General features: G+C 40.5%; 17 protein-coding genes. All 17 read right to left on the reverse strand.

Annotated features, from left to right (window positions below):
• Positions 1-61: 61 nt before the first annotated feature.
• The 17 genes from FZC76_RS01345 to FZC76_RS01425 all read right to left on the reverse strand — a co-directional run bounded on the left by FZC76_RS01345 (position 62) and on the right by FZC76_RS01425 (position 20,308).
• Complete coding sequence (locus tag FZC76_RS01345; RefSeq protein WP_148986971.1) at positions 62-4,363, reverse strand: PolC-type DNA polymerase III; 4,302 nt, start codon at positions 4,361-4,363, stop codon at positions 62-64.
• A gap of 132 nt (positions 4,364-4,495) precedes the next feature.
• Entirely contained in the window at positions 4,496-6,181 is a 1,686-nt protein-coding gene (locus FZC76_RS01350; protein WP_148986467.1) for a proline--tRNA ligase, read from the reverse strand.
• 267 nt (positions 6,182-6,448) lie between these two features.
• Positions 6,449-7,708 (reverse strand): RIP metalloprotease RseP, encoded by a 1,260-nt coding sequence (gene rseP, locus FZC76_RS01355; protein WP_148986468.1) that lies wholly within the window; start codon positions 7,706-7,708, stop codon positions 6,449-6,451.
• A gap of 13 nt (positions 7,709-7,721) precedes the next feature.
• Positions 7,722-8,873, reverse strand: a complete 1,152-nt coding sequence (dxr, locus tag FZC76_RS01360; RefSeq protein ID WP_148986469.1) for a 1-deoxy-D-xylulose-5-phosphate reductoisomerase — start codon at positions 8,871-8,873, stop codon at positions 7,722-7,724.
• Between the two features lie 38 nt (positions 8,874-8,911).
• Positions 8,912-9,703, reverse strand: coding sequence for a phosphatidate cytidylyltransferase (locus FZC76_RS01365; RefSeq protein ID WP_148986470.1), 792 nt, complete (start codon positions 9,701-9,703; stop codon positions 8,912-8,914).
• Positions 9,704-9,721: 18 nt separating this feature from the next.
• A complete protein-coding gene (locus FZC76_RS01370; RefSeq protein ID WP_148986472.1) occupies positions 9,722-10,495 on the reverse strand; it encodes an isoprenyl transferase in 774 nt (257 codons plus the stop codon).
• A gap of 129 nt (positions 10,496-10,624) precedes the next feature.
• The gene (frr, locus tag FZC76_RS01375) at positions 10,625-11,182 is read right to left on the reverse strand and encodes a ribosome recycling factor (protein WP_060665925.1); all 558 of its coding nucleotides are present in this window, start codon (positions 11,180-11,182) and stop codon (positions 10,625-10,627) included.
• 2 nt (positions 11,183-11,184) lie between these two features.
• Positions 11,185-11,907, reverse strand: coding sequence for a UMP kinase (gene pyrH, locus FZC76_RS01380; protein WP_148986473.1), 723 nt, complete (start codon positions 11,905-11,907; stop codon positions 11,185-11,187).
• Positions 11,908-12,158: 251 nt separating this feature from the next.
• Positions 12,159-13,040 carry a translation elongation factor Ts gene (gene tsf / locus FZC76_RS01385; RefSeq protein WP_148986475.1) on the reverse strand — a complete coding sequence of 294 codons (882 nt, stop codon included), beginning with the start codon at positions 13,038-13,040 and terminating at the stop codon, positions 12,159-12,161.
• 109 nt (positions 13,041-13,149) lie between these two features.
• On the reverse strand, positions 13,150-13,857 hold the full coding sequence (gene rpsB / locus FZC76_RS01390; RefSeq protein ID WP_060665922.1) for a 30S ribosomal protein S2: 708 nt from the start codon (positions 13,855-13,857) through the stop codon (positions 13,150-13,152).
• A 158-nt stretch (positions 13,858-14,015) separates the two neighbouring features.
• Positions 14,016-14,492 carry a hypothetical protein gene (locus FZC76_RS01395; protein WP_148986476.1) on the reverse strand — a complete coding sequence of 159 codons (477 nt, stop codon included), beginning with the start codon at positions 14,490-14,492 and terminating at the stop codon, positions 14,016-14,018.
• A 61-nt stretch (positions 14,493-14,553) separates the two neighbouring features.
• Positions 14,554-15,318 (reverse strand): FliA/WhiG family RNA polymerase sigma factor, encoded by a 765-nt coding sequence (locus tag FZC76_RS01400; RefSeq protein WP_148986478.1) that lies wholly within the window; start codon positions 15,316-15,318, stop codon positions 14,554-14,556.
• Positions 15,319-15,355: 37 nt separating this feature from the next.
• Positions 15,356-15,856 carry a chemotaxis protein CheD gene (locus tag FZC76_RS01405; protein WP_148986480.1) on the reverse strand — a complete coding sequence of 167 codons (501 nt, stop codon included), beginning with the start codon at positions 15,854-15,856 and terminating at the stop codon, positions 15,356-15,358.
• A complete protein-coding gene (locus tag FZC76_RS01410) occupies positions 15,856-16,473 on the reverse strand; it encodes a chemotaxis protein CheC (protein WP_148986481.1) in 618 nt (205 codons plus the stop codon). The genes FZC76_RS01405 and FZC76_RS01410 overlap by 1 nt, the downstream gene beginning before the upstream one ends.
• Positions 16,474-16,483: 10 nt before the next feature.
• Positions 16,484-16,933, reverse strand: coding sequence for a chemotaxis protein CheW (locus FZC76_RS01415; RefSeq protein WP_148986483.1), 450 nt, complete (start codon positions 16,931-16,933; stop codon positions 16,484-16,486).
• A gap of 247 nt (positions 16,934-17,180) precedes the next feature.
• Positions 17,181-19,214, reverse strand: a complete 2,034-nt coding sequence (locus tag FZC76_RS01420; RefSeq protein ID WP_148986485.1) for a chemotaxis protein CheA — start codon at positions 19,212-19,214, stop codon at positions 17,181-17,183.
• 11 nt (positions 19,215-19,225) lie between these two features.
• Positions 19,226-20,308, reverse strand: a complete 1,083-nt coding sequence (locus FZC76_RS01425) for a protein-glutamate methylesterase/protein-glutamine glutaminase (protein WP_148986486.1) — start codon at positions 20,306-20,308, stop codon at positions 19,226-19,228.
• Positions 20,309-20,323 lie beyond the last annotated feature (15 nt).

The following is a 20,323-nucleotide window of genomic DNA, read 5'->3' on the forward strand; positions in this document are numbered from 1 at the left end:
TCACATCTTCCACTTCAGTCAACATGGTGGATTGGATGAACCAAACAAATTCCTCTAAACATTAGAATAAAGATAGTTGGTTTTGGTCTGGCAGGCCTGTTAGGCAGCCGTGGTTGTCTAGGTACTCTAGGATAGTTTTGGAGATTCTACCTCTTTGTTGCAGGTCTTCTTTGGATAAAAACTCTCCATCTTTTCTTGAGTTCACGATGTTGATCGCTGCGTTTGTTCCAAGTCCTGGAATGGAGTTGAATGGCGGGATCAGGGAATCGCCCTCGATTAAGAAATCAGTGGCGCTGGATTTATATAAGTCCACCTTTTTGAACGAGTATCCGCGTTCACTCATTTCTAATGCCAGTTCCATAACAGTGAGTAAGGACTTTTCTTTTGGCGATGCTTCTAAGCCCTTTGCATTGATTTCTTCTACTACCTTACGGATGGCTGCAGAACCCTTTACCATCGTATCGATATCAAAGTCATCTGCGCGGACTGTGAAATACGCTGCATAGTACATTAGCGGGAAATGCACTTTGAAATATGCGATACGGACTGCCATAAGTACATAAGCAGCAGCATGGGCTTTCGGGAACATGTATTTTATTTTCAAGCAGGAGTCGATATACCACGCTGGCACATCGTTTTTAATCATTTCCTCTTTAAACTCGTCTGACAGCCCTTTTCCTTTACGGACGGACTCCATTATTTTAAAGGCCATAGAAGGTTCAAGCCCTTTATAGATAAGATAAACCATGATGTCATCACGACAACCGATTACTTCACTTAGAGTACAAGTCTTATTATGAATGAGCTCTTGGGCATTTCCGAGCCAAACGTCGGTCCCATGTGACAAACCAGAGATCTGTACTAACTCAGAGAATGTCGACGGTTTTGTATCTTCAAGCATCTGTCTAACAAACCTAGTACCAAACTCGGGTATCCCTAGGGTTCCTGTTTTACACATAATCTGTTCTTCTGTCACGCCAAGTGATTCCGTACCACTGAAAATCTTCATCACATACGGATCGTCTGTCGGAATGGTCTTTGGATCAATACCGCTGAGATCCTGAAGCATCCTGATTACGGTCGGGTCATCGTGTCCAAGGATATCAAGCTTAAGCAAGTTATCATGAATAGAGTGGAAATCAAAATGTGTCGTTTTCCATTCTGATGACTGGTCATCTGCTGGATATTGGATTGGGGAGAAATCAAAAATATCCATATAATCCGGTACAACGATTATCCCGCCTGGATGCTGACCAGTCGATCTTCTTACGCCTGTACAACCCGCTGAAAGTCTGTCCACTTCAGCTCCACGCAAAATTAGATTGCGGTCGTTTGCATATCCTTTTACATATCCATAGGCCGTTTTGTCAGCAACTGTACCTATGGTTCCCGCTCTGAATACATAATCTTCTCCAAACAGTACCTTAGTATAGTTATGGGCTCTCGGCTGATATTCACCTGAAAAATTCAAATCGATATCGGGTACCTTGTCTCCTTTAAAGCCAAGGAAGGTTTCGAATGGGATATCATGGCCGTCTTTTGTGTAGGCCTCGCCGCAATTTGGGCAGTCTTTGTTTGGCAAATCAAAACCAGAACCTACTGATCCGTCATCAAAGAACTCTGATTTTTTACATGACGGACAAACATAATGAGGAGGCAATGGATTTACCTCTGTAATTTCAGTCATGGTTGCGACAAAGGACGATCCAACGGAACCACGGGACCCTACTAGGTAACCATCGTCCAGGGATTTTTTAACTAGCTTATGAGAAATTAAATAGATAACAGCAAATCCGTGCCCGATAATACTTTTTAATTCCTTTTCAATGCGCTTCTCGACAAGCTCTGGTAGATCCTCGCCATAGATGCTTCTTGCCCTAGAGTAGCTCATCTCCCGGATTTCTTCATCTGCACCTTCTATTTTTGGAGTATAAAGGTCATCTTTGATCGGTTTGATTTCCTCTATCATTGCGGCTACCTTTTGGGTGTTTGTTACAACAATTTCTTTTGCTTTTTCTTCGCCAAGAAAAGAGAAGGCTGCAAGCATTTCATCCGTTGTCTTAAAATGAACGTCTGGCAATTGATGCCTGTTCAACGGGTTTGCACCTGATTGAGAACGAACCAAAATCTCGCGGTGTATTTTATCCGTTTCTTTTAAGTAATGAACATTACCTGTTGCCACAACAGGTTTTTCAAGTTTTTCACCTAGCTTAACAATGTTGGTGATGATCTCTTTTAACGCTTTTTCATCCCGGACTAATTCCAACTCCAACAAGTGAGCATAATTGCTTGGCGGCTGTACTTCGATATAGTCGTAGAATTCCGCAATACCCTCCACTTCATCTGGGGATTTTTGCATCATTCCTTCAAAGACTTCACCTTTATCGCAAGCTGTTCCGACAATTATTCCTTCACGTAGCTTTTGCAACTGTGACCTTGGAATTCTTGGAACTCGGAAAAAGTAGTTCATATGTGAAATAGATACGATTTTAAAAATATTTTTTAGACCTGTATCATTGACTGCAAGCAAGGTGACATGAGAAGGTCTCGCTCGTTTGTAGGCATCTGTTGTACCGGAATGCTCATTCAATTCATCATGAAATGTTATACCTTTTTCCAACGCATCTTTTAGCATCTTGACTAGTAAATAACCTGTTGCCTCGGCATCATATATGGCACGGTGATGCTGGGTCAATTCAATATCAAACTTTTTACATAGTGTATTTAGACGGTGATTTTTTAATGACGGGAAAAGTAGGCGTCCCAATTCCAACGTGTCAATGACAGGATTCTTTGCCTTTCCTAATCCTATCCGTTGGAAACCAATATTCAAAAAGCCCATATCAAAGCTTGCATTGTGTGCTACAAGAATGTCATCTTCCATCCAATCAGAAAAACGTTTTAACACATCTCCAACTTCCGGTGCGTCTTGTACCATGTCGTCAGTAATACCTGTCAAATTGATTGTAGTTGCCGAGAGCGCATGGTGCGGGTTGGCAAAAGATTCAAAGCGGTCAATAATTTCTCCGCCTCTTACCTTCACTGCCGCAAGCTCGATAATGGTATCATACATCGCTGACAACCCTGTCGTTTCCACGTCAAAGACCACATAGGTTTCGTCTGCAAGATTACGATGTGCAGGATTATAGGCGATTGGCACACCATCATCTACAAGATTGGCCTCAAGTCCGTACAATATTTTCACACCATTCTTTTTCCCTGCTGCATACGCTTCTGGATAAGCTTGTGCTACTGCATGGTCTGTAACTGCTATCGCTTCATGGCCCCATTTTTTTGCTTGCGCCACCAATGAAGAGATGGAGCTCACAGCATCCATGGTGCTCATCGGGGTGTGTAGGTGTAGTTCAACCCTTTTCTCCCCTTCAGGTGCTGTATCCAGTACTTCTTTTCCATGAAATTCATTGATATCATTCGCCATCATGACAAGGTCACGAACAAACGTATCATTTTGGATGCTTCCTCTTACTTTCAACCACATTCCCTTTTTGACCGCTTGTAATAGAGGCACATCTTCTTTATCACGGGAAAACATCTTGACCATGATAGAATTTGTGTAGTCAGTAATTTTAAATGTTAGAAGTGTTCTTCCACTGCGAAGCTCTTTTGTTTCTGCGTCAAAAACGTACCCCTGAACTGCTACACGTCTTTCTTCTTCTACGATCTCCGCCAATGTCTTAATTTCTGCATCGTCTTTAATGGTGTACCCGATCATAACCGGTCCACTTACGGTACCTTCATCTTTAGAAGTATCTTTTTTCTGCATTTCTGTGACAGCAGCCAATGCTTTTTGTTTATCTTCTTGTTGTTTTTGTTCGACAAACTGCTGATATTCTTCTTCAGAATGAGAAAGAGTTGTGTCTAAAATGAAGGTAGGGAAGCCAAACCCTTCATAAATCGTGCATATGGTGGAGCTCAATTTTTTCTTAACCGCAATTGCTTCCGCTTCATTTCTTGCTTTTAACATAAGCTTGTTGCCTTGCAGGGTAGGTGTTTGTCCGTTCAGCAACATCATGAGAGGTGGAGAACCGCCTTGTAATTCCTTTAAACAAATCGGCCAATAATCGGCTATATAAGAATCTTCAAATGAGCGGTTTTGCACTGTTAAAGTGAAGGATACATTTGCGATATGCGCAAAGCTTTTAGTCAATCTTTCATAAAAAAGCATATATACTTTTGCTGGTAAGATCTTTTCCATAACGAAATGAAAGTGCCATCGTTTTGTAGTTTTTTCTACTGTAAGTTTTTCAATTCCAGCTTCTGCAAAGTAAGGAAATATATCATCACTTGTCATTTCGAGCTGTTGTAGCAATAGCCGCAATCTATCTTTTTTTTCTTGAGACATCTGGTCAAGCAAAATTCTGTCCCCTTTCCCTTGCATAATCTATCTTTGTTACTTATTCTGTTAAGACATAATGGAAGGTACCACCAATATGGGGTACCTTCCTTTTAATATTCATATCTATTGTACTATATTTTAACGTAGTTTTTGTATTAATTCTTCTACCGATAGCTCTTCCATTTCCCCTGTTTCTCTCCACTTGACTTCCACAATTTTTTCCTCTGCTTTTTTACCAACTGTCACTCGGACAGGAAGTCCAATCAGGTCAGCGTCAGTGAATTTAACACCAGGACGTTCTTGGCGGTCATCCAATAGCACAGCCATTCCGGAATTCTTTAGCTCGGAGTAGATTTCATCTGCCAAAGAAGCTTGAGCTTCATTTTTTGCATTTACAGGAATAACGTGAACATCGAACGGGGTTACCGCTCTTGGCCACACAATTCCGTTTTCATCATGATATTGCTCTACGATTGCAGCAAGCACACGAGATACTCCAATACCATAGCAACCCATGATCATTGGTTGGTTTCTTCCATTTTCATCAAGGAAGTTGGCTCCCATTGCTTCGCTGTAACGAGTACCAAGTTTGAAAATGTGACCTACTTCAATGCCTTTTGCAAATTTAATGACTCCTTGTCCATCAGGAGATAGGTCTCCTTCCTCAATAAATCTCAGATCCGTATATTGTGCGCTAAAGTCCCTACCTGGGTTAACGTTGATGTTATGAACGCCTTCTTCATTGGCACCTGTTACAGCGTTAACTAAATATTCCACAGCTGTATCTGCAATGATTTCAACACTTTCAGGTACCCCGATTGGACCTAGTGAGCCTACAGCACATCCCATCACTTTTTGAACTTCTTCAGCAGTTGCCGTTTCCACGACAGAAGCCTGATAGAAGTTTTTGACCTTTACGTCATTGATTTCGTGGTCCCCTCTTGCTAATACAAGGACAAATTTCTCATCTACTTTAAAGACGATGGATTTGATCAAGTCGGATTTCTCCATTTGTAGGTAGCTTGCCACTTCTTCAATCGTTTTTTGGTCCGGAGTATTCACCTTTTCCATTTCACGTGCAGCTTCCGATTTCTTTTCATAATTTGCAACGACTGGAGCCATTTCAATATTTGCTGCAAAGGAGGATTCCGTGGAATACGCAATGGTATCTTCACCGATCTCAGATAACACCATGAACTCATGTGTATCCTTTCCACCCATCGCTCCTGAGTCTGCAATTACTGCCCGGAAGTTTAATCCAAGTCTTGTAAAGATGTTGGAATAAGCTGTGAACATTTTTTCGTATGTTTCATCCAATGATTCTGCATTTGCATGGAACGAATACGCATCCTTCATGAGGAATTCGCGTCCTCTTAAAAGTCCGAAGCGCGGGCGTTTTTCATCACGGAATTTTGTTTGAATTTGATAAAGTGATAACGGAAGCTTTTTATAAGACTTCACTTCATCTCTGACAAGTGTTGTTATTACTTCTTCGTGGGTAGCTCCAAGGGCGAATTCACGGTTATGACGGTCGTTTAGCCTCATTAATTCAGGACCGTAGGAGTACCATCTTCCTGATTCCTGCCATAGTTCAGCAGCTTGCATTGCTGGCATTAGTAATTCCACTGCACCTGCGTTATCCATTTCTTCTCTTACGACGTCTTCTACTTTCTTTAACACTTTTTTCCCAAGTGGCAGAAAGCTGTAAATACCGCTAGTGTTTTGTCGGATGTATCCGGCTCTTAACAGTAGTTGGTGGCTTTTCACTTCCGCGTCTGCTGGGACTTCTCTTAGTGTTGGAATTAGCATGTTACTTTGTTTCATTTCTACACCCCATAACCATTTCTATGTATTTACATTAAACTCCCTGTTTCCTTGCGTTCCAGGTGTTCGCTTTCCGCGGGACGGTGCTTGAGCCTCCTCGGCTTCGCCTGCGGGGTCTCAACCTACCGTTACTCCCCCGCTGGAGTCTCACACCTTGCACTTCAGTCAACAGGGTAAAAACTATTACTACCTTTTTAAAGTCACTTTAAATGAAAGAAAACTTGCATCACATTTCATGATGCAAGTCCATGTGCTTATGTTTCTATTTTACAGGAAGAATTTCTGAATGTCATTCCATGTTACAACAAGCATCAACAGCATTAACAACGCAAAACCGATAAAGTGGACAAGTCCTTCTTTATGGCGATCAACAGGTTTGCCTCTTACTGCCTCTGCTGCGAAGAACATCAGTCTGCCACCATCCAAAGCCGGAATTGGCAGGAGATTGATAATACCTAAGTTGATACTAAGGACTGCAGCCCATCTCATTAACAAGAACACACCGGATTCTGCGACAACTTCCGTCGATTTATAAATACCAACAGGTCCAGAAAGCATGTCTAGGGAGAATTGACCTGTAATCAATTTACCTAACCCCACCACGATCTCTTTTGACCAGTTATAAGTCTCAGATGCAGCTTTAGGGAAGGAGCCCCAGAAAGACTGTTCCATCGGCATGTAAACCCCGATAATCCCGCGTGTTTCACCTTCTATGGTATTTGCTTTAGGAGTAATTGCGATTGTTTCGGATTGACCATTTCTCTCAATCAAGAAATCAAGTTTCTCGCCAGGGTTCACCTGAATGATCTTCACAACTTCTTCCCAGGTCGAAACTTCAGTATCGTTTATAGCTACCACTTTGTCACCTTGTTGGAGACCAGCAGCCTGTGCAGCTCCATCAGGAGTCAATTCTCCGATAACAGATTCGTTGATAGGGTAACCTTGTACCATTCCAAGGAAAGTAAAGATCAAAAAGGCTAGAACAAAGTTCATCATAGGTCCAGCAAAAATAGCCATCGTACGTTGACCGAGTGTTTTTGATCCAAATTGTCTGTTATAAGGGGCGTTTTGAATTTCCTGCCCGTCCATGACAAAATACGATTCCTCGCTTACTTTATATTCCTTTAGGACTTCTTCATCATTCATTTCATACCCTCTGATAACAAGTTCTTTTTCGAGGTCTGCATATTCAACCTCAATGACTTTTGCATCAGGGTGTTTATCTTTATTATTGACAACTACTTTGTTGACTTCTCCTTTTGAATTGAACAGGAGGCCTATATGATAGCCCGGTTTGATTTCAATGGTTTCAGGATCTTCCCCGGCCATACGAACAAAACCACCAATAGGAAGTAATCTTATTGTATAGACTGTTTCATCTTTCTTGAAAGAAAATACTTTCGGACCAAACCCAATTGCAAATTCCCGACAAAGTATACCGGCTCTTTTGGCAAATACAAGATGTCCAAGTTCATGGACAAAAACAAGTACTCCAAAAATGATTATAAACGCGATTACAGTATTCACTAGATTTCCACCTCTAATCTATTAGTGAACGAACATAGTTTCTTGTTTCCAAATCCACTTCCCTGATCGTTTGTAAATCTGGATTTACCTGAATGGAATGCCTGGACATTGCCTTTTCAATGAATGTTTCTATGGTAAGGAATTCTATTCTGTCATTAAGAAAAGCATCAACAGCAATCTCATTTGCTGCATTTAACACAGTTGGCATGGTACCACCTGCTTTTCCTGCATCAAAAGCGTACTGTAAGCACCGAAAACGGTCAAAATCCATTTTTTCGAAATGGAGCTTACCCATTTCCATAAAGTTCAACCTTTTGCCTGTTGGATGAGGCAATCTATCCGGGTATGTCAGTGCGTACTGGATAGGTACCCTCATATCTGGTGTTCCAAGCTGGGCAATGATACTGGTATCATGAAACTCTACCATCGAATGGATGACACTTTCCCTGTGCAAAACCACTTGAATATTCTCATAAGGAATATCAAACAGCCAATGAGCTTCTATTACTTCCAATCCCTTGTTCATCATGGTAGCAGAATCAATGGTTATTTTGGCACCCATCGACCAGTTTGGATGATTGAGTGCATCTTCTCTTGTTACGCCTTCCAGCTGTTGTCTCGTTCGGTCGCGAAAGCTTCCTCCTGATGCTGTGAGTATGATGGTTTCAATGTTTTTCTCTTTTTCCCCTTGAAGACATTGGTAAATCGCGGAATGCTCGCTGTCTACGGGAATTATAGGAACTTGATGCTTTCTAGCTGCCTCCATCACGATATGGCCAGCTGTGACGAGAGTTTCCTTGTTAGCAAGTGCAATCACCTTTTTATTTTCAATGGCATGTAGGGTAGGGACGAGTCCCACGCTCCCCATCACAGCATTAACCAACACATCTGCTTCATGGAGAGTTGCCACTTCAATTAACCCCTCCTCGCCAAAAACAAAGCGGATATCTGTAGAAGCAAATTGACTTTTTAATGCTTCACAATCTTCCTTAGTTTGCACCGAGACCACGAGCGGATTAAATTCCTGTATCAACTCTTGTGCGACTTTGACATTTCCACCCACACTGAAAGCTAATAGCTGAAATTGATCGCTATGTTGCCTAATTACTTCTATTGTTTGAATTCCTATTGAGCCTGATGCTCCCAATAGACTTATTTTCCTCACCAACACTCACCTCTCCAAAAGCCTTCTCCTACAATGTGTCAGAAAAGAAAGATATGTATAAAATGCAAAAGTGGTAATACGAAAAGAAGGCTGTCAAAGCGATCTAATATCCCACCATGACCAGGTAATATAGAACCTGAATCCTTAATTTTGTAATGTCTTTTAAGTGCAGATTCCACCAAATCGCCAATTTGTCCAAAAATAGATAAAAGGATGGCAATTAAGATGGTGACGAAGAGGCTGTGATCGAAATCCACAACATAGTGAAAAATTACCCCTACGACAATTGCACAAATTACCCCACCAAGAGATCCCTCTACTGTTTTATTTGGACTGATTTCTGGCCATAATTTGGTCTTTCCCATTGACTTTCCGATAAAATAAGCTCCTGAATCTGTCGTCCAAATAACGAATAAAGCGAAGAACACAAACGCTAACGCAAGTTCTCTAATTTCTATGAAATAATAAAAGCCTAAACCTACATAGATAGTCGAAATCAATAGGAATCCAACATCATCGAATGTAAACTTGTTCTTAGAAAGAACCGTGTACGATAATAGCAAAAGGGCGATAAGAAGGATAAAATCCATTTTTGAGAGTATTAGCGAATCTGCCTCATACATGTTTGAAGGTATCATCAGAAACCATAGAAGTAACAATGACAATACTCCTGGTACACTTGCCAAAGACATACGCTTCATTCTCATTGCTTCAAATAGTCCGACTGTTGCCAGAAAATAGATAAAGACAACAAATGGGAGCTTCCCATAAATAACGATTGGTAAAAAAACTGCTGCTGCAATAACAGCTGTAATAATTCTTTGTTTCATTGTATGTCCAACACCTTCTTATATACCACCAAATCTTCTCCCGCGCATTTGAAAACTATTAATTGCCTCATATAAATCATTTTCTTCAAAGTCAGGCCATAGTACATCTGTAAAATAAAATTCTGCATACGCCAACTGCCATAGCATAAAATTACTTAATCGTATTTCACCGCTTGTACGTATTAAAAGATCTGGATCCGGTAATAAATTACTGAAAAGATATTCAGAGAACATCTCTTCTGTTAATTGATCGGTTGTAAGTGCGTTATCTTTGATATCAGCAGCTACATCCTTTACAGCACGGAGAATTTCATCGCGTCCCCCATAATTTAAAGCAAAGTTAAGAATAAGTCCAGTGTTATCCTTCGTTTTCTCCATTGCATTGTTAACAGCTCTAAGAGTATGTTCAGGTAGATCAGACTTATTCCCCATAAGTCGAACTTGTACATTCTCTTCCATTAATTCTGGCAGGAATGTACCGAGGAACTCTTCTGGCAATTTCATCAGAAAATCGACTTCGAGTTTTGGTCGTTTCCAATTTTCAGTTGAAAAAGCATACATGGTCAAAACTTTTACCCCCAAGCTATTGGCAGCCTTGGTGATTTTTCTTACCGTTTTCATTCCTTCATGATGACCAGCTATTCTCGGCATTGCACGTTTTTTTGCCCACCTTCCATTGCCGTCCATAATGATGGCGATATGCTCTGGGATAGGGTGGTTCATTATTTCTTCTTTTAAGCTAAGCGATTTAGAGGTTTCTTTGCCTCTCCACTCTTGTATTTTCTTCAGCATAAAAATCCTCCATTAAAAATAAACAGACGTACCGATAGGGTCTATCCATTTATAGTAACAGTATTAACAAAAAAACCCCCTGTAAACATTAGAGGGTCTTTCCATCTTTCTATTTTACATGTAAATCGCTTATACTTCCATGATTTCTTTTTCTTTTTCTTTTGTAACGGAATCAACTTTGGCGATGAACGCGTCAGTTTGCTTTTGGATGTCATCTGTATAACCGCGTAACTCGTCTTCCGTGATTTCTCCGTTCTTTTCTAATTTCTTCAAATCATCATTTCCATCGCGGCGAATATTGCGGATACCAACTTTCGCTTCTTCAGAAATTTTCTTGATTTGTTTTACTAGATCTTTACGACGCTCTTCTGTCAAAGCAGGGATGGAGATACGGATTACTGTACCATCATTGGATGGATTTAATCCAAGGTCTGCTTTGATGATCGCTTTTTCGATATCACCTAATGATGTTTTATCATAAGGTTGTACCACAAGTAGTCTTGCTTCAGGTACATTTAAAGAAGCCAATTGGTTGACTGGAGTTGGCGCACCATAATAGTCAACTGTCACTTTATCAAGTAGTGCTGCACTTGCGCGACCTGCACGGATTGTTGCCAGTTCTCTGGAGTAAGCCTGTACCGCTTTTTCCATTCTGTCTTTTGTTTGAGTAATAACTTGATTTGCCATAATTATTTCCCCCTCACAATCGTTCCGATATTTTCACCTAATACTACACGTTTAATATTCCCTTCTTCCATGATGGAGAAAACGATAATTGGAATATCATTGTCCATACATAAAGATGAAGCAGTAGAGTCCATAACAGCTAGTCCTTCACGCAATACATCTAGGTAAGATAATGTATCATACTTAGTTGCAGTCGCGTCGATAGTAGGATCTGCACTGTATACTCCATCAACATTGTTCTTCGCCATCAAGATGACGTCCGCTTCAATTTCCGCTGCACGCAATGCTGCAGTTGTATCTGTGGAGAAGTATGGGTTTCCTGTTCCCGCTGCGAAAATGACGACACGTTTTTTCTCTAAGTGACGAATTGCTTTTCTTCTAATGTAAGGTTCAGCAACCTGACGCATTTCAATGGACGTTTGAACTCGTGTTTGCACACCGGAGTTCTCTAAACTATCTTGAAGTGCTAAGGAGTTCATAACAGTTGCAAGCATGCCCATGTAATCTGCTGATGCACGGTCCATACCCATTTCGCTGCCGACTTTTCCTCTCCAGATGTTACCGCCGCCTACGACGACTGCTACTTCTACACCTAGTTCGGTTAGTTCTTTTACTTGTTGGGATACGGATTTAATGACAGATGGGTTGATTCCGAAGCCTTGTTCACCTGCAAGGGCTTCTCCGCTTAGTTTTAGTACGATACGTTGATATTTAGCTTGAGCCATAGTAACCTCCATTAATAAAAGGGTTGAGATTTTCGTTTACTCCTGTTTCCTTCCGTTCCAGGTGTTCGCTTTCCGAAGGGCGGTGCTTGAGCCTCCTCACATCGTTGCGGGGTCTCAACCTACCGCTACCTCCCTTCGGAGTCTCACACCTTGCACTACAGTCAACAGGGAAATAGGTTTGAGATATATCAAGCCTATCCTTTCAAAAAGAGGAACACATATGTGTTCCCCTTTTATATATGTTGTTCCTCTTATTTTTTAACTTGGCTCATTACTTCTTCAGCAAAGTTGTCTTGACGTTTTTCGATTCCTTCTCCAACTTCGTAACGGATGAAGGATTTTACAGTAGCGCCTTTGCTTTCTACGAATTGACGTACTTTCATGTCAGGATTCTTTACGAAAGTTTGGTCAAGTAGGCAGATATCTTCGAAGTACTTTCCAAGACGGCCTTCTACCATTTTAGCTACGATGTTTTCTGGCTTTCCTTCGTTTAGAGCTTGTTCTGTTAGTACTTTACGCTCGCGGTCTGCTTCTTCTTGAGAAACTTCGTCACGAGAGATGTATTTAGGGTTGATCGCAGCGATGTGCATAGCAACGTCTTTTGCAGCAGCTTCATCAGTAGTACCTTCAAGAAGAGTCAATACTCCGATACGTCCGCCCATGTGTAAGTAAGCACCGAATGCGTCTGCATCCGTTTTTGTAACGATTGTGTAGCGACGAAGAGTTAATTTCTCACCGATTTTAGCAATTGCAGAGTTGATGTGTTCAGAAACTGCAACACCGTTGTCCATTTTAGCTTCAAGAGCAGCTTCTACAGACTCAGGCTTGTGGGAGATAAGGAATTCACCTAGTTCGTTTACAAGTGTTTTGAAGCCTTCGTTTTTCGCAACGAAGTCAGTCTCTGAGTTTACTTCAAGAATTACCGCTTCGTTTCCTTTTGTTACGATAGCAGTTAGACCTTCAGCAGCGATACGGTCTGTTTTCTTAGCAGCTTTAGCAATACCTTTTTCACGCAAGAAATCGATTGCTTTTTCCATGTCTCCGTTTGTTTCCGTTAACGCTTTTTTGCAATCCATCATGCCAGCGCCAGTTTTTTCACGTAATTCTTTTACCATTTGAGCAGTAACAGCCATTGTTCATTTCCTCCTTAGGATATGTAAGTATTTTTTATTACGAATGTCATATTTTCCAAAAAAAAGTGATAAAAGGCTTTCCCCTCTTATCACCTTTTCTTCAATCAAATTATGCAGTAGTTGTAGCTGTCTCTTCGCCTTGTTTAGCTTCCAAGATAGCGTCTGCCATTTTACCAGTTAATAGTTTAACCGCGCGAATAGCATCGTCGTTTGCAGGGATAACAACATCGATTTCGTCTGGATCACAGTTAGTGTCTACGATACCAACGATAGGGATGTTTAATTTTCTTGCTTCTGCAACAGCGATACGCTCTTTGCGAGGGTCGATGATGAACAATGCATCAGGAAGACCTTTCATGTCCTTGATTCCGCCTAAGAATTTCTCAAGACGCTCAAGCTCTTTCTTCAACATTACAACTTCTTTCTTAGGAAGTACTTCGAAAGTACCGTCTTCTTGCATTTTTTCAATTGCTTTAAGACGAGAGATACGCTTTTGGATTGTTTCAAAGTTAGTTAAAGTTCCACCTAACCAACGTTGGTTAACATAGTACATTCCAGAACGTTCTGCTTCTTCCTTCACAGAATCTTGAGCTTGCTTTTTAGTACCAACGAATAATACTGTTCCGCCGTTACCTGCAAGTTCTTTAACGAAGTTGTAAGCTTCTTCAACCTTTTTAACAGTCTTTTGAAGGTCGATGATGTAGATGCCGTTACGCTCAGTGAAGATATATCTCTTCATTTTTGGGTTCCAGCGACGAGTTTGGTGACCGAAGTGTACACCAGCTTCTAATAATTGTTTCATAGAAATTACTGACATGTTATATTCCTCCTAATGGTTTTTTTTCCTCCGTTAACGTCATCTCTAAGCAAAACTGACGAATCAGCACCAATGCTTAGATCGGCAAACGTGTGAATTTATAACACCGAAAATAAATATATCATAATCACTTTTGACAATCAAGTTTTAAATAGGTTTCATTGTCGAAATTTCAACAACAATTCTATTTCTGTTTTTCCTTTATTTAGTTTTTTGGCAATTTCAGAAGAAGAAAGCCCTTTTTCGCTTAAATGCTTTACCTGATCTTTGTAGTTCCATTCCTCAAAAGGCCTCTCAACAATCAAAGTTTCTATGTCATCTTTCTTGACGTTCTCTTGCGTTAATAAGTTCTTTAGATCTTCTTCCGTAATCTCATTTTCCCTAGTATCAAAGCTTTCTTGTTTGTCTAATTGGGAGTTGTCAGGATTGGTATTGGACAGTTTTTGCAAGAAGGAGCTGTTTTCTTCTTTTAATTCCAATACATAGCTCGTGATGGTATCTTCTGCTTCTTGTAACAGGGTACGGTACTCTTGTTCTAGCTGTTGAACTTTGGAGATCTTGATAAAAAGTAAAATAATAAAAAAAATCGCAAGAAGAATAAGTGCGAAATTTACAATAGTAAAAATTATTAACATGTCTTCACAACCCTTTTATCATTTGCCTGCTGCCCTTATTGGACAACAGGCGGCCAAAAAATTATAGTATAGGATTCAATTGTTTTCTTAATTTAAAGATAGCTTTGGAATGTATTTGGGATATCCGGGATGTTGTAAGTCCCAACACTTGTCCAATCTCTGTCAAAGTTAATTCTTCCTTATAGAATAAACTAATCACTATTTGTTCGTTTTCCGTTAGATTCTCAATCTGTTCACCTAGTTGATGGATGAGTTCCGACTTGAGTAATTCATCTTCTGGAGAAATAACCTTATCATCTTTGAGAACATATGCCCCATGTGATTGGTCATCATTTTCCTTTGGCATCTCATCCATCGACAATATGTTTGAATAAAAGACTTCATGCATAACAGTGGAGACTTCCTCTTCCGGCATCCCCAAGTATGTAGCAACTTCCTCCAAGGTAGCGTTTCTCATCAGTTTCTGTTCTAGTTTTTCTAGAGTGGCCTCGATTCTTTTTGCCTTCTCTCTTACACTTCTTGGAAGCCAGTCCTCTTTTCGTAAACCGTCTATAATGGATCCTCTTATTCTAAAAGAAGCATAGGTATCAAATTTCAAATCGCGTGACGGGTCAAATTTTTCAATGGCATCAAATAAACCGACAAATGCCAAGCTTTTCAATTCTTCCCTTTTCACACTTTTAGGAAGTCCTGTTGAAATCCTTTGAACATGATAATGAACAAGAGGCATATATTTTTTTACTAAATAGTCCCCTGCGTCAGGATCTTTTTTTGTTTTCCAAAGATCCCAATAGAGAGTATCTTTGTTTGTAGTTGAAGTAGTCATGGCTTTCCTCCTAATGTACTCCTAAGACCGAAAGCGGTTAAATGTAACATACTCCTTTATTAACGGTTTTTATCATTAACTTCCCGTTTTCAGGATTAAATTCAATGGTTCTTCCATTGCTGCCCCCACAGTCCTCACTAATCAATGGAATATGTAAGGCGGATAGCTTCTCCTTTACCGCTTCTACATTTCTCGGCCCAATTCTCATCATGTCAGCGCTCGTACTGCTAAACTGGAACATCTGAGCTCCGCCTGCAATTTTGGCTTTCATGCTGTAGGACTTGATTCCTTTGAGAAGAAGGGTGTCAACTAGATGAAGAATCCCTGTATCTGCATACTTATTTGCATTGATAGGAGTCTGTCTTGTCAGATTTGAGTCGGGAAGCATGATATGGACCATTCCGGCAATCTTGGTGGTGGTGTCATATATCACAACCCCTACGCATGACCCAAGTCCGGCAGTTCGAATTAGTTGAGGAGCTTTCACTATTCCCATTTCTGCTATACCAACTTTAATGACTGCTTCTACACTCATCATTATCCTTCACCTAAAGCTGCCACTATTTTTTCAAATGAGTCCGGATAAGGAATGAGGAAAAAATGGCCTTTCGTCTTCTCGACCTGGCTATCTGTTGTTTCCGTCAATTCTGTATCAATAAAAATGGAATGGTCACTGACTTGGGAGATTTCCAACAGTCCAGTTACGACAATTGCTCCAACCATATCAATGGTGACTTCTGGTACTGAAGGTGTAACACTAAGCCCGATGCACTCAGATAACGCAGTCAAATAATGTGCAGATATTATATTTCCCAGCTCTTGCAAAGCGGAAAGACCAAGCTCATGTGAAGGAAGTTCATCAACACTTATTTTTTTCTCAGGAATCAGTTGATTTATCAGTTTTGTTGCATCTTTCAAAGATAAAACAAAGAACAAGCTTCCAGATAATTCGCCCTCCATCCTTAAAAAGACAGCAGCTACAGGTCTGTCTGATCCACCCATTAAGTCCATCATCTCATTAAAAGAAACAATTTTTGCTAGAGGGACATTCATATTTATCTCTTTATTAAGTAGTTGGGATAAAGCAGTTGCTGCATTGCCTGCCCCTATATTTCCTAACTCCTTTAAGAGATCTAGTTCGTTAAATTTATTCATCTATACGCCCTCAAACTTTGGATTGATCTAACTGCAGGATTTCATTTAGATCTAGACATACGAATAATCTTTTGTCGATTTTTACTACACCTTTAACGTATTTATTTTCTACCGAGCCTACCACCTCGGGTGCAGGTTCGATTGCCTCCTCTGTGATATCCACTACGTCATTGGCAGCATCTACAATAAATCCTATTTCATGCTCCTCTACTACGGTGATGATGATGCGGGAAGCGTCTGTTTCCAGTTTTTCCTCAAGGTTGAACCTTGTGCGCAAGTCCACTATTGGAGTGATGACGCCTCTTAGGTTGATAACTCCTTTTATATGGGGAGGGACGTTTGGAACACGTGTGATTGGCAAAAGTTTTTCAATGGAACGTACTTGTTGGACTGGTATCGCGTATTCTTCTTTTTGGAGTTCGAATACTATTAGCATTAATTTCTTTTCGGTTGCCTCCATCAGTGTTGCCTCCTGTTCTTATATGTTCTTATATAATAAATGGTTTCTTTTAACACCGCCGGTGATTTACGCAAAAGGCTGCGCTTTCCTAGGGGCTGACGAGAGCCTCCTCGGCTACGCCTGCGGGGTCTCCAGCTAACGCTATCTCCCTCAGGACAAGGAAGGCTTGGACAGCTGATCATCACACGAAAATGCTTAGCATTTTCGAGGAGTCTTCGCCTTTTGCTCCAATCAACAGCTACGAACTTTATTTTATCAGAGCATTACAGTCTACGATAAGGGCTACTTGGCCGTCGCCGAGGATGGTTGCTCCGCTGATTGCGAAAGTTGAGTTTAGGTATTGTCCTAGCCCCTTCAGTACTACTTCTTGTTGTCCAATGAACGAATCCACCACTAATGCGGCTATTTTTTCGCCTTTTTTTACTAAAACAAGTGAATAAAAATCTGGCCGTTCTACTTGCTGCTTTTGCACTTGGAACACTTTTTCCAAGTAGACAACAGGTACGATTTTCCCCCTGAAGTCGATGACTTCCTGATTATGCGCCGTTAGGATCTCTTCCTTTTTAATGATGGCAGTCTCTATAATAGAAGATAAAGGAATCGCATATTTTTCATTCTCTAACTCCGTTAATAAAACAGAGATGATGGAGAGCGTTAACGGGAGCTGGATGGAAAATGTTGTGCCTACACCTTCAAGAGAATCAATGGTGATTCTCCCACCTAATGACTCTATTGTGTTCTTCACAACATCAAGTCCAACGCCACGGCCCGATATATCAGAAATCACTTCTGCGGTAGAAAAACCAGAAGAAAGGATTAGTTGAAATACTTCTTGTTCGGTTAACCTTTCCCCTTCTTGTTGAGAAATGACCCCTTTACTGATGGCTTTATTAAGAACCTTTTCTTTCGAGATACCGGCACCATTGTCCATGATTTCAATAAAAACATGATTTCCGCTATGATAAGCTTTCAGCGTTATTTTCCCTTCTTCTGGCTTTCCATTACGGTTTCTAACCTCAGGTGTCTCAATGCCATGGTCGATTGCGTTGCGCAATAAATGAACGAGAGGATCTCCAATCTCATCCATCACGGTTCTATCAAGCTCAGTTTCCGCCCCGATAATATCAATGTCCACCTTTTTTCCAAGGTCTCTCGCGAGTTGTCTTACCATTCTAGGAAAACGATTAAAGACTGTTTCTATTGGAACCATACGCATGTTTAAGATAATATTTTGTAAATCATTGGAGATACGAGACATTCTCTCCACTGTTTCAATTAATTCAGGTTCATTTAGATCTTTAGAGATTTGTTCTAATCTGCCTCTGTCTATTACAAGCTCCTCAAACAAGTTCATTAATCCGTCTAATCGGTCAATACTTACTCGGATTGTTTTATTGGATCCTGGTGTAGCCTTTACTGGGGTCGGCTTGTCCTCTTTTTTTTCCAATACAGCTGTTGTTGGAGCCACTTCTGCTTGTGCTTGTGTCACTTCTTCCACTGCAACTTCTACGGAGCTATCTGCCTCGAACGCGGCAAGAAGTTGCGTATCTAGCTTAATAACCGTTACCTTTTCAAGCTCAGATACCTTCATTATCTTTTCTTTAATCGTACTTACTTCTTCTTTTGTTACCATTGTAATTTGGAAGCTATTTTCAAATTTTTCTTCCTCTAGCAGATCGACGGAAGGGTTGGATTTGATTACTTCTCCCATTCCCTCTACCACTTCAAATACCATAAATACCCTTGCGGCTTTTAACAGACAATCCGGTCTTAGAGTTATAGTAACTTCATATGGGGTGTATCCCTGTTCCTCGGATTGTTGCATGATGGTAACTTCATAAGAATCATATGTATGTTCTGAAGTTGTTTGATCATCTGACTTTGCTGGCAAGGAGTATTCTTCCCCCTTCTCAATTTTTACAAGAAGGGAAACCACTTCACTGACATCTTTTTTCCCGTCTCCGCCTTCTGAAATAGAGAGCACCATCTCCTCTAAGTATTCAACGGAACGAAATACGATGTCTAACAGGTTGGTGGTAACGTTTAATTTTTCATTACGGATAAGATCAAGTACGTTTTCCATTTGATGAGTCAAGCTGGCCAGATCCTCATACCCCATTGTGGCAGACATACCTTTAAGAGTATGAGCAGACCTGAATATTTCGTTAACAATTTCTATGTTTGCAGGGTGTTTCTCCAACTCTAATAGCTGATTATTGATAGTTTGCAAATGTTCTTTGCTCTCTTCTAGAAAAATATCTAAATATTGGTTTAAGTCCATTCATTGCACCCCTATGACAAAATATATTGGTTAATTCTATTTGACATATCTTTCAAATGATGTACTTCATCTACCATACCTGAAAGTATTGCAGCCCTTGGCATACCATATACGATGCATGATTCTTCTGACTCAGCAAGGGCCAATGTTTCCGTTGCTCCTCTTTCCTTTATCTGCTTCAATCCGTCTGTCCCATCATTCCCCATTCCTGTAAGTAACACGGCAACTTTTTGGTAGTTTTCCAGTGTGCTAATAGATTGGAATAACATGTCTACAGAAGGACGATGACCTCTTTTTGGCGGAGCATCATGAAGGTGAATAAAGAGACTTCCTGCACGCTTTATCACTTCCATATGATAATCTCCAGGTGCAATATAGGCAGTTCCCATTTCTACTTTTTGATTATGTACGGCTTCAAGTACTGTGATATTGCACATGGAGTTAAGTCTATCAGCAAGTGACTTAGTAAAATGTCTAGGCATGTGCTGCACTATAAAAAGTGGTGCAGGAAAAGATTTTGGAATCATGGAAAGGAGTGTTTGCAACGCCCGAGGTCCACCAGTGGATGTCCCGATACAGACCAATGCATCCCCAACCTTACGTTGGTTTCCTAATAGGTCTATTTTACTATAAATATTATGGGAGGAAAGTATTTCCTTCTCTTTTTGAATAGGTTGCTTGAAAAGTGTCAAGTTTGATTTGGACGCCAGCAGTATTTTGTTGATAAGTTCATCTTTCACTTTGTGTATATCCAGCGAAATGGCACCTGATGGTTTAGCAACAAAATCAACAGCACCTTGTTCCATCGCAATAATTGTATTTAAGGAACCCTCTGATGTTGTACTTGATAACATAATAGTAGGAACCGGATGCTCCCTCATAATGACCTCTAGTGCCTGTAAGCCATTCATTAGGGGCATCTCTACATCCAGGGTGACAACATCTGGAGTATACTCTTTTATTTTCTCAATAGCTTCTTTTCCATTTTTAGCGGTAGCTATTACCTCTATCTTGGGATGTTTCTCTAGCAAATCGGATAATAGCTTTCTCATAAAGATGGAGTCATCTGTAATAAGTACTTTTACTTTGTTCATGATACAACCCTTCCT

Origin of the sequence: Sutcliffiella horikoshii (genome assembly GCF_008180725.1) — a bacterium.
In the GTDB taxonomy this organism is placed as follows: Bacteria; Bacillota; Bacilli; order Bacillales; family Bacillaceae_I; genus Sutcliffiella_A; species Sutcliffiella_A horikoshii_B.